We start from the raw sequence: 10,000 nt of genomic DNA, 5'->3' as shown, positions 1-10,000 counted from the left end.
CGCGAGGAAAACAGCGGCAGGGCGCACAGGGCACAGGTGTACAGCCCCTCTTCTTCATACTCATCGAACTTACCGCAGAAGGGCGGCTCGGTGCCGTGATCGAGCAGGATGCGCCGCGCTTCGGGATCGAGCTTTTCAGCCAGCAGACGCAGCTTTTCAGGCGTAGGCGGGGTCAGGTCGAACCCCAGTTCGGAACGGGCCATGCGGATGTCCTTTGAAGCGCATTCCGAAAAGTGTGAAGCGGTTTTCGGAGTCAAATGCGCGAGGCTTAAACAGTGTAGCCTCAATATAGGCACATCCGCGCGCCCTTCACAGGGGCTTAAACTGTGTATCCGTGACTCAGAAGCCGCGCCCGGCAATCGTCGCGCACCGCGGCCCAGTCGGCGCGCAACAGCCCCAGCCCGATCACATCGTGCGGCCCGTCGGATTTGACCACGTGGCGGCGGAAATGCGCCTCTGTCTGAAAGCCAAAGGATTGGTGCAACTTCCACACGGCGCCATTGCTTTCCAGCACCTCACACCACAGCTTTTCGAGGTTGAGGACGTTGAAAGCGTGCTCGATCATCTGAAATTCGACCCACGCGCCCAAACCCTTCCCGCGCGCCGTGGTTTCGGCCAGATAAAAGGCCCAGGCCGCCTTTTGCGACACCCGGTCGATATCGACGAAATTGGCCAGCCCGACCGGCTGCCCGTCCCATTCGATGATGAAATAGCGCCGCGTCTCATTGCCGCTTAAGGCCTCAAACCACGCCTCATGCCGCTCACAGGGGATCAGGGTGTCGGTGTACATGTACCGGCGCACCTCTTCGCGGTTGCGCCAGTCAAACAGACGCTCGCGGTCTTCGGAAGCCAGCGGCCGCAGGGTGGCCAGAGAAGGTGACGCCAACATGAGCACTACATCTTTCACAGACGGAACCCCATGAGGATAACACTGTGCGGTTAATATCGCGTTCGCAGCGCTTTAGCCGCCCTAAACCCAGTCTGCACAAAGCATCGCTTTCCTTCGCGGCGGGTGAGGACTAAAAGCCCACCTAAAGGGCACCAGACCCTCACATGTTGAACCGCCGCGGACCCTCCTTATGCTCGCACTGCCGCTCTCCTGGCCGCTCGAAGGCCGGCGCGTCGTCCTGATCGGGACGGGCGATTGGCTTGCGCGCAAGCTGACCCTGCTGCGGCGCACCCCGGCGAGTTTAAGCGTCTATACGCCGGACGATGAGACGGCCTATGAGGGCGTGGCGCCCGAACGCCGCTGGCCGACGGTCGAAGACCTCAGCGACGCCACCTTTGTCATTGTGGCGTTCGAGGATCGCGCGCTGGCCGAACAGGGGGCGGCGCTGGTACGCGCGGCGCATAAGCCGCTCAATGTCGTCGATAATCCTGATCTGGGTGACTTCCACGTCCCGGCCATTATCGACCGCGGTCCGCTGTCGATCGGCGTGGCCACCGGCGGTACCGCTCCGGTTCTGGCCCGCGAAACCCGCCGCCGCATCGAGGCGGCGGTGCCGCCGTCCGAAGCGCAACTAGCCGAGTTTGCCCTTCGCCTCAGCCCGCACCTGCGCGCGCTGTTGCCCAACGTCGATGAGCGCCGCCGCTTCTGGGAAGACGTGCTGGAGTCCGACGCGGCGCGTCTGGCGCGCGAAGGCCGCATTGATCAGGCCGTAGACATCGCGCTCGCTGCCGCGCGTAACCCGCAACCGCGTCAAGGCGTCGTGCATCTGGTCGGGGCCGGTCCCGGCGATCCGGAGCTTCTGACGCTGAAGGCGCTGCGCCTCCTCAGTGAGGCCGATGTCATCGTCTATGACCGGCTGGTCGGTGACGGCATTATGGACATGGCGCGCCGCGACGCCGAACGCTTCTATGTCGGTAAGGCACGCTCCAACCATTCGGTGCCGCAGGATCAGATCCACAGCCTGCTGGTCGAACAGGCGCGGCTGGGCAAGCGCGTCGTGCGCCTCAAAGGCGGCGATCCGTTCGTCTTCGGACGCGGCGGCGAAGAGGTCGAAGCGCTGAAAGCGGCGGGCATCGAAGTGCATATCACGCCGGGCATTACGGCGGCGCTGGGCTGTGCGGCTTCGACCGCCGTGCCCCTGACCCACCGCGACCATGCGCAAAGCGTCAGCTTTATCACCGGACACGCTAAGGATGGGGATTTCGAGCACAATCCGCTGGCGCTCGACTGGGACCGACTGGCGGCGCACAACCATACGCTGGTCGTCTATATGGGCATCCATACGGCCCAGACCATTTCCGAAAAGCTGACCCAGCACGGGCGCGCCCCCGATACGCCGGTTCTGGTGGTCGAAAACGGTACGCGGCCCGACGAAGTTCGCAGACTGACCTGTCTGTCTGATTTGCCGGAAACCCTGCGCGCCGATCCGCCCAAGGGCCCGGCCCTGCTCATTATCGGCGAAGTCGCCGCTCTTTATCAGCCGACGGCCGCGCACCCTGCCGTCGCCGAACCTGCGAGGATTGCATGAAACTCCTGACCGCCAATCGCCTGACCGATGGTCTGGTGCTGTGGTACGCCGGAGGCCCGGACCTGTCGGGCTGGAACGAAGACGCGGCGCTGGCCACCCGCCTTGAGGACGAGGCGGCGGCCGCGCTGCTGGAAGACTGGAAGGCGCGCGAAACCGAAGTGGTCGCGCCCTACCTTGTGCCGCTCCTCGATGAGAATACCCTGGTCAAGCGCGAATATGTGCGTGAGCACGTGCGTGCCAACGGCCCTACCGCGGGTCAGACCGCCTTCGACACCGCCCGTCAGCACCAGCGCGGAGAGGTTTTCTAACATGTATCAGTATGACCAGTTTGACCACGCCATGGTCGCCGCCCGCAACGCCGAATTCAAGGATCAGGTCGAGCGCCGCCTGAAGGGCGAGCTGAGCGAGGATCAGTTCAAGCCGCTGCGCCTGATGAACGGCCTCTACCTGCAACTGCACGCCTATATGCTGCGTATCGCCGTGCCCTATGGCGTGCTGTCGTCGCGTCAGATGCGCACCTTCGCCCACATTGCGCGCACCTATGACCGCGATTTCGGGCACTTCACCACGCGCCAGAACATCCAGTTCAACTGGATCAAACTGGCCGACACGCCGCAGATCCTCGAAGACCTGGCGGCGGTCGAAATGCACGCTATCCAGACATCGGGCAACTGCATCCGCAACACCACCACCGATCAGTTTGCCGGGGCGGCCAGGGATGAGATCGACGATCCGCGCCCGTGGGCCGAGCTGATCCGTCAGTGGTCCACCTTCCACCCGGAATTCACCTTCCTGCCGCGCAAGTTCAAGATCGCCATTACCGGCGCCACCCGCGACCGCGCCGCCATCCGTGTGCACGACATCGGGCTGCAACTGACCGACAAGGGCTTTGATGTCTATGTCGGCGGCGGCATGGGTCGTACCCCGCATCTGGGGCACCTGATCAAGTCGGGCCTGCCCGGCGAAAAGCTGCTCAGCTATCTCGAAGCCGCGCTGCGCGTCTATAACCGGTATGGCCGCCGCGACAATATCTACAAGGCGCGGATCAAGATCCTCGTCTCGGCGCTGGGGCCGCAGGAATATGCGCGTCAGGTCGAGGAAGAATGGGCGACGCTCGATCAGGCGCAGATCGACGCGCCGCACGCCGAAATCGCGCGCATCAAGAGCTTCTTCCCGCAGCCGGCCTATGCCGACAAGGCGTTTGACGCCGCCGCTCTGGACCGCGCCAAGGCCGCCGATGCCGGTTTTGCCCGCTGGGTGCGCAACAATACGCTGGCCCACCGCCGCGACGACCACGTGTCGGTGACGATTTCGCTGAAACCGACGGGCCTGCCGCCGGGTGATGCCTCTTCGGCGCAGATGGACGTCATGGCCGACGCCGCCGATCGCTTCGGTTACGGCGAATTGCGCGTCAGCCATGAGCAAAACATCATCCTGCCGCACGTCGCCAAAGCCGACCTGTATGACCTCTATCGTCTGCTTGATCAGAACGGTCTGTCTTCTGCCAATGTCGGCAAGATCACCGACATGATCGCCTGCCCTGGACTCGATTACTGCTCGCTGGCCAATGCCCGTTCGATCCCGCTGGCGCAGGATATTTCGCAGCGCTTTGCCGATGCCGAGCTGACCGATAAGATTGGCGATCTTCAGATCAAGATTTCCGGCTGCATTAATGCCTGCGGTCACCACCATGTCGGCCATATCGGCATTCTGGGCGTCGATAAGCAGGGCGAGGAATTCTATCAGATCCTGCTGGGCGGCCGCGCCGATGAGCAGGCCGCGCTGGGGGTCATTACGGGCAAGGGCCTGAGCGCCGAAGCCGTGCCCGCCGCGCTGGAGCGCCTGATCAAACTCTATCTCGACCTGCGCACGGATGAGACCGAGCGCTTTATCGACACCGTGGGCCGCCTTGGCCGCGACGCCTTTGCCGGAGCCCTGCATGAGCCAGCTTAATTCTTCCCACGCGCCGCAACTGGTCAGCGATCAGGGCGAGGTGCGCGCCAATGGCTGGACCCTGCTGGCCGACGACGAAGCCATCGGCGTCGATCAGGCGGTGTTGAGCTTTGCGCGCGCCGTCAATGAACTGGATGGGCTCAATGGCCGCTACGGCGTGCGCATTGCGCCCGGCGACGATGTGCGCCTGCTGACGCCCTTCATGTCCAAGATCGCCCTGATCGAAGTGGCCTTTCCCGGCTATCGCGACGGGCGCGGCTATTCGACCGCGCGCATCCTGCGTCAGGACTTAGGTTTTGACGGCGAAATCCGCGCCGTCGGTGACGTGCTGCGCGATCAACTGTTCTGGATGATGCGTTGCGGCTTCGACAGCTTCCTGCTGAAGGACGCCGACCCGGCGGGTGCGATAAAGTACGCCCGCTCTCTGTACATAAATGCCTATCAGTCCGCCGCCGACGGTCTGAAACCCGTATGGGCCCTGCGTCATCCCGCGTAAGGTCCGGAGTCCGTTATGACTGTGCTGATCAACAATCTGGTGGCCGATACGCCTGACCACGAGCGCGCGCGGCAACTGTCGACGAAGTACGAAGGCTGGAACGCCGAGTCGATCCTGCGCGACACCATCGGGCAGGAGTTTGCCGGCAAGATCGCCCTCACCTCCTCCTTCGGGGCCGATGCGGTGGCGCTTTTGCATCTGGTGGCGAAGATCGACCGCACCACGCCGGTCATCTTCCTCGACACCGACCGCCATTTCTTTCAGACCCTGCAATACCGCGATGAGTTGGTCGAGGCCCTAGGGCTGACCAACCTCACCAATCTGCGCCCGGCGCTGGAAGACATCCGCGCGCTCGATCCCAAAAACACCCTGTTCCAGAGCGACCCGGACGCCTGCTGCGACTTCCGCAAGACGAAGCCGCTGGCGGCGGTGACGAAAGACTATGCAGCGTGGATTTCCGGCCGCAAACGCCATCAGGCGGCGACACGCGCCAACCTGTCGGTCGTCGAATTTGACGGGCGCAATTTCAAGATCAATCCGCTGGCCAACTGGACGGCGCAGGACGTGGCCGACTATATCCGCGCCCACAACCTGCCCGAACACCCGCTGGTGGCGCAGGGCTATCCGTCGATTGGCTGCTTCACCTGCACCAAGCCGGTCGAAGAAGGTCAGGACGCGCGCTCCGGCCGCTGGGCCGGTCAGGACAAGACCGAATGCGGCATCCACCTCAATGTCTATGACGACGGCGAAGGTATCTGACGTCTCTTTGCACGGGCCATTTCTCTCCTCCCTGTGCGAAGCAGGGGGAGGTGGATTTTACCGAAGATACGTCGTCTCGCATACCCTTGGCACAGAGAACAGAGACGAACCTAGAGCGAAATGACTTTAGGTGGAAACGCCATTTCGCTCTAAATTTTTGTTTTGTCGCGATGTTTTTGCAAAAAACCGCTCACACTTTTTCGCACATCGCTCTAATGCGAGGCCCCGTCCCATTGACGAATAGTCAGGCTGGCGACATCCACATCGGGCACGCAACGCAGATTGATCGCCGTCATCTCCTTGCCGTCCGGACCGATACCTTCGCTGAAAGGCGCCACGCCGCAGACATCGCAGAAATAGTGCTTCAAACGATGCTGATTGAACGTATAGACAGACAGGTCTTCACGAGCACCATTTAACCTGAAATCGGCACGCGGCACAAAGGCCAGCAGACTGCCTCTGCGGCGACATAGCGAGCAGTTACAGTCGATAGCAGTTGTGAGTTCGCCTTCGGCCTCAAAGACGATCTTGCCGCAATGGCAGCTTCCGGGATGCGTCGTCATGGTGCGTCTCCTGTTTTGCCTATGTAACCAGAGCGCGCAGCGGAAAGCCAGCGCGCGCAGCGGAAAAGACATCAAAACGCCCCTGCCTTCACCACCTTGAGACGCGTCTTACGGCGCAACGAAGAAGGTCTTCGAGCAGTATTCGCAGGTGATGTGCACCTGACCGTCCGGCTCCAGCATGTCGGATTGCTCGTCCGCCGAGAAGGAGCGCACCAGTTCCTCGACGCGGGTTTGCGAACAACGGCACAGCTTGGCGATCGGCTTGGGCGGTGACAGGCGCACGCCGTCCTCATGGAACAGACGATAGAGCAGACGATCGGCTTCCAGTTCGAAATCGGTCAGTTCCTCTTCGCCCAGAGTCGCAAACAGGGCGCGCACGTGCTCAAACGCTTCGCGCGTATCGCCGCGGCTGTCGTCGCCGGCCAGGGCCTGAATCATCGCCCCGGCGGCGCGCCAGCGTTCGCCGTTCGGCGTCGTTTCACGCGACACGGCCAGCTTGATCTGCGTCGGAATCTGCTCGGACTGCGCAAAATAATGCTCGGCGCACAAAGACAGGGAATCGCCCTCAATCGGCGTCACCCCCTGATAGCGGTCGCCCATGCCGTCGGGCTCCAGCGTCATGATAAAGGTGCCCTGACCCAGCAATTGCTGCGCCCCCAGAGACTGAAACTTGCCGGCATTTTCGGCCTCAAGCGCCTTCAGTTCCTCCGGATCGAAGCGGCAGAAACCACGCAAGGAACCGCGCGTGTCATAGTCGGCCACGACATAGCGCACCACGCCCTGCCCTTGCGCCTGCATGATCAGCCGCCCCTCGAACTTCAGCGCCGAACCGACCATGACGGCCAGCACGCAGGCTTCACCCAAAAGCGTCGCAATGGCGTCCGGATAGGCGTGGGCGTCAAGAATCGCGTTCAGCGTTTCGTCAAGGCGCACCAGACGCCCATGCACGGGAAGCGTGTCCAGCACAAAACGGGCGGCATAGTCCTGCGACGGCAAAGGATAGGAGGTCATCGGAAATCACACAAAAAGGGACATAAGCGGCGGAGATAGTTTCAACCTTGACCGGTTTCAAGGCATTACTGCGGCAATACTGACACCTTAGCCGATCCGCCCGGTCAAAAAAAGCCGAAGACGCCGGAAATACTGACAAAGGCGGTTGTCTTGCGGGGGCTTTTGGCCTAATCCCGCGCATAAATTTTGGTGGCTTCAGCGACCCGTCTCTACCCTTACACTATCGCGCATCTGATCCGAAAACCGGTGCCCACTTTTGGGGATGCGCTCCAACGGACATGATCATGCACATGGCTCCCGCAAGCGTAAACCTCGCGACACTCGTTCTCGATTTCGACTCGACCTTCACGAAGGTCGAAGCCCTCGATGTGCTGGCCGAGCAATTGTTTTCGAGCGATCCGGCGCGCCTGACGGACCTCAAATCGATCAAGGACCTGACGGACCTCGCCATGTCGGGGGAGATCGGTTTCGGTGAGGCCCTGCAACGCCGTATCAGTATCCTGAAGCCGTCACGCGCCGATATTGAGGCGCTGGCCGAGGCCCTGAAAGCCCAGGTGTCGGCCTCTATCGCGCGCAATCGCAAGGTGTTTGAGGAAAACCCCGGCAAGATCCGCATCATCTCCGGCGGCTTCCACGAATTTATCGACCCCGTCGTGGCCGACTATGGCATCAAACCGGAGCACGTGCTGGCCAACCGTCTGGTCTTCGGCGACGATGGCGTGGCCACGGGCGTCGATCAGGACAATCCGCTGTCGAAGGACGGCGGCAAGATCGTGGCGCTCAGAAGCTGGGCCGACCTGTCCGGAGCCATTGTGATGGTCGGCGACGGCTGGACCGACTACGAGGTCTATCAGGGCGGCGCGGCCGATCGTTTCTACGCCTTCACCGAAAACGTCAGCCGCGAAAAGGTCGTGGCCGCCACCACGGCCAGCGAGGCGACGCAGGTCGTCGCGTCGTTCGACGAAGTGCTGCATAACGAAGGCTATGAAGGCCGCTATTCCTTCCCGCGCTCGCGCATGAAGATGCTCCTGCTGGAAAACGTCCACCCGGTCGCCATCCAGCACTTCCGCGACGAAGGCTATGACGTTTCGACGCTGAAAGGCGCGCTGGACGAAGACGCCCTGATCGAGGCCATCCAGGGCGTACACGTTCTGGGCATCCGCTCCAAAACCAATGTGACGCGCAAGGTGCTAGACGCCGCTGACAAGCTGATGGCCATTGGGGCCTTCTGCATCGGCACCAACCAGATCGACCTGAAGGCGGCCTCTGAAAAGGGCGTGGCCGTGTTCAACGCACCCTATTCCAACACCCGCTCGGTGGTGGAAATGGTGATGGGCCTGACGGTCATCCTGACACGGAACATCTATGACAAGTCGATCCAGATGCACACCGGCAAGTGGGACAAGTCGGCCACCGGCGCGCACGAGGTGCGCAACAAGACGCTGGGTATCATCGGCTACGGCGCCATCGGCTCGCAGCTTTCGGTGCTGGCCGAAGCCTTCGGGATGCGCGTCATCTATTACGATGTCGCCGAAAAGCTGACCATGGGCAATGCCAAACGCTACCGCACCATGGACGCCGTTCTGGCCGAAGCCGATGTTTTGTCGCTGCACGTCGATGGGCGCGCCGAAAACAAGAACATCTTCGGCAAGGCGCAGTTTGCCAAGATGAAGGACGGCGCGCTGTTCATCAATTTGTCGCGCGGCCACATCGTCGATATCGAGGCCCTGGCCGAAGCCGTCCGTACCAAGAAGATCTACGGCGCGGCGGTCGATGTCTTCCCCGAAGAACCGCGCACCAATGACGATCCGTTTGAAAGCCCGCTGATGGGCCTGCCCAATGTCATCCTGACGCCGCACATCGGCGGCTCGACCGAGGAGGCGCAGGAAGCCATCGGTGAGTTCGCGTCGGAGCGCCTTTTGAACTTCATCAGCCGCGGCGACACCACCTTCTCGGTCAATATGCCGAACGTGCAACTGTCTGAGGTTGAAGGGCGTCACCGCTTCCTGCACATCCACCAGAACGTGCCGGGCGTCATGGCGGCGATCAACAACATCATCGCCAAGTACAATCTCAACATTCTGGCCCAGCACCTCAAGACCAATGAGCAACTGGGCTATGTGATCGTCGATGTGGACCGCGGCTATTCGCGTGAGGCGCTGGATGAGCTTAAGGCCGTCACCGGTACGCTGAAGTTCCGCTCACTGGTGTAGCAGACTGGGCTTTAGGAGACAGGTGGATGGCGACTTCCGAGGCGTTTCCCACTGTCTTTAAAGCCCTGCGCGCACTGATGATCGAGGCCGCGCCCGGCATGGTTGTCACCGCCGATACCGACTGCTGCCTGACGCTGAAAACGACGTGGGCCGAAGCGCGCACCGGTGAGCCGGCGTGGTTCGGCTGGCTGGCGCTCAAAAAATCCTACGTCGCCTATCACGTCCTGCCGCTCTATAGCCTGCCGAAACTGAATGCGCTTGTCCCCGCGTCTCTTGAAAAGAAACGGCAGGGCAAGACGTGCTTTGCTTTCAAGACCATTGATCCGGCGCTGTTCGAAGACCTCCGCGCCCTGACCCAGGCAGCGGCGGCTCAGGAAGCGGCGTTGAAAGCCGCCATAGGCTGATACCAAGGGTCATTGGAAATGACTCTTGGTATTCCATTCGAGACTGTCTCATGTCACTGACACATATGAGACAGTCTCGTGTCTTCAACGGCCGGATGCGGTCAGCATCTTCGGCCGTTGGTAT

11 protein-coding genes and 1 pseudogene are annotated in these 10,000 nt (G+C 61.6%); 8 read left to right on the top strand and 4 right to left on the bottom strand.

Features of this window, described 5'->3' with window-relative positions; all coding sequences use genetic code 11:
• The coding region (locus LDL37_RS06660) for a peptide-methionine (R)-S-oxide reductase (RefSeq protein ID WP_290795846.1) at positions 1-203 on the bottom strand (203 nt) is incomplete at its 3' end.
• A gap of 116 nt (positions 204-319) precedes the next feature.
• Positions 320-889, bottom strand: coding sequence for a UDP-4-amino-4,6-dideoxy-N-acetyl-beta-L-altrosamine N-acetyltransferase (gene pseH, locus LDL37_RS06655; RefSeq protein WP_126422557.1), 570 nt, complete (start codon positions 887-889; stop codon positions 320-322).
• 190 nt (positions 890-1,079) lie between these two features.
• Between pseH and cysG the strand changes: the two genes are divergently transcribed.
• The 5 genes from cysG to LDL37_RS06630 are packed head-to-tail and all read left to right on the top strand — an operon-like array spanning position 1,080 to position 5,685.
• Positions 1,080-2,477 (top strand): siroheme synthase CysG, encoded by a 1,398-nt coding sequence (gene cysG / locus LDL37_RS06650; RefSeq protein WP_290795843.1) that lies wholly within the window; start codon positions 1,080-1,082, stop codon positions 2,475-2,477.
• Positions 2,474-2,785 (top strand): DUF2849 domain-containing protein, encoded by a 312-nt coding sequence (locus tag LDL37_RS06645; RefSeq protein ID WP_290795841.1) that lies wholly within the window; start codon positions 2,474-2,476, stop codon positions 2,783-2,785. The genes cysG and LDL37_RS06645 overlap by 4 nt, the downstream gene beginning before the upstream one ends.
• Position 2,786: 1 nt before the next feature.
• Positions 2,787-4,430 carry a nitrite/sulfite reductase gene (locus tag LDL37_RS06640; RefSeq protein WP_290795838.1) on the top strand — a complete coding sequence of 548 codons (1,644 nt, stop codon included), beginning with the start codon at positions 2,787-2,789 and terminating at the stop codon, positions 4,428-4,430.
• Complete coding sequence (locus LDL37_RS06635) at positions 4,417-4,926, top strand: DUF934 domain-containing protein (RefSeq protein WP_290795836.1); 510 nt, start codon at positions 4,417-4,419, stop codon at positions 4,924-4,926. The genes LDL37_RS06640 and LDL37_RS06635 overlap by 14 nt, the downstream gene beginning before the upstream one ends.
• A gap of 15 nt (positions 4,927-4,941) precedes the next feature.
• On the top strand, positions 4,942-5,685 hold the full coding sequence (locus LDL37_RS06630; RefSeq protein WP_290795834.1) for a phosphoadenylyl-sulfate reductase: 744 nt from the start codon (positions 4,942-4,944) through the stop codon (positions 5,683-5,685).
• Between the two features lie 212 nt (positions 5,686-5,897).
• Here the strand turns inward: LDL37_RS06630 and LDL37_RS06625 are convergent, their stop codons facing one another.
• Together LDL37_RS06625 and LDL37_RS06620 are read right to left on the bottom strand one after the other, a co-directional pair.
• On the bottom strand, positions 5,898-6,248 hold the full coding sequence (locus LDL37_RS06625; protein WP_290795832.1) for a GFA family protein: 351 nt from the start codon (positions 6,246-6,248) through the stop codon (positions 5,898-5,900).
• Positions 6,249-6,356: 108 nt separating this feature from the next.
• Positions 6,357-7,259 carry an Hsp33 family molecular chaperone HslO gene (locus LDL37_RS06620; RefSeq protein ID WP_126422543.1) on the bottom strand — a complete coding sequence of 301 codons (903 nt, stop codon included), beginning with the start codon at positions 7,257-7,259 and terminating at the stop codon, positions 6,357-6,359.
• A gap of 278 nt (positions 7,260-7,537) precedes the next feature.
• On the opposite strand from LDL37_RS06620, the pseudogene LDL37_RS16440 reads away from it, so the two are divergent.
• The 3 genes and pseudogenes from LDL37_RS16440 to LDL37_RS06610 all read left to right on the top strand — a co-directional run.
• A pseudogene (locus LDL37_RS16440) lies at positions 7,538-8,095 on the top strand (HAD-IB family phosphatase); the annotation flags it as partial.
• 132 nt (positions 8,096-8,227) lie between these two features.
• Positions 8,228-9,472, top strand: coding sequence for a phosphoglycerate dehydrogenase (gene serA / locus LDL37_RS16435; protein ID WP_366509219.1), 1,245 nt, complete (start codon positions 8,228-8,230; stop codon positions 9,470-9,472).
• A gap of 26 nt (positions 9,473-9,498) precedes the next feature.
• The gene (locus tag LDL37_RS06610) at positions 9,499-9,876 is read left to right on the top strand and encodes a hypothetical protein (protein ID WP_290795826.1); all 378 of its coding nucleotides are present in this window, start codon (positions 9,499-9,501) and stop codon (positions 9,874-9,876) included.
• The last annotated feature ends 124 nt before the right edge of the window (positions 9,877-10,000 follow it).

The sequence above is a fragment of the Asticcacaulis sp. genome, from assembly GCF_020217185.1.
Taxonomy (GTDB): Bacteria; Pseudomonadota; Alphaproteobacteria; order Caulobacterales; family Caulobacteraceae; genus Asticcacaulis.
The sequence above is the reverse complement of the archived record's forward strand: the minus strand, read 5'-3'. Positions and strand labels throughout refer to the sequence as shown.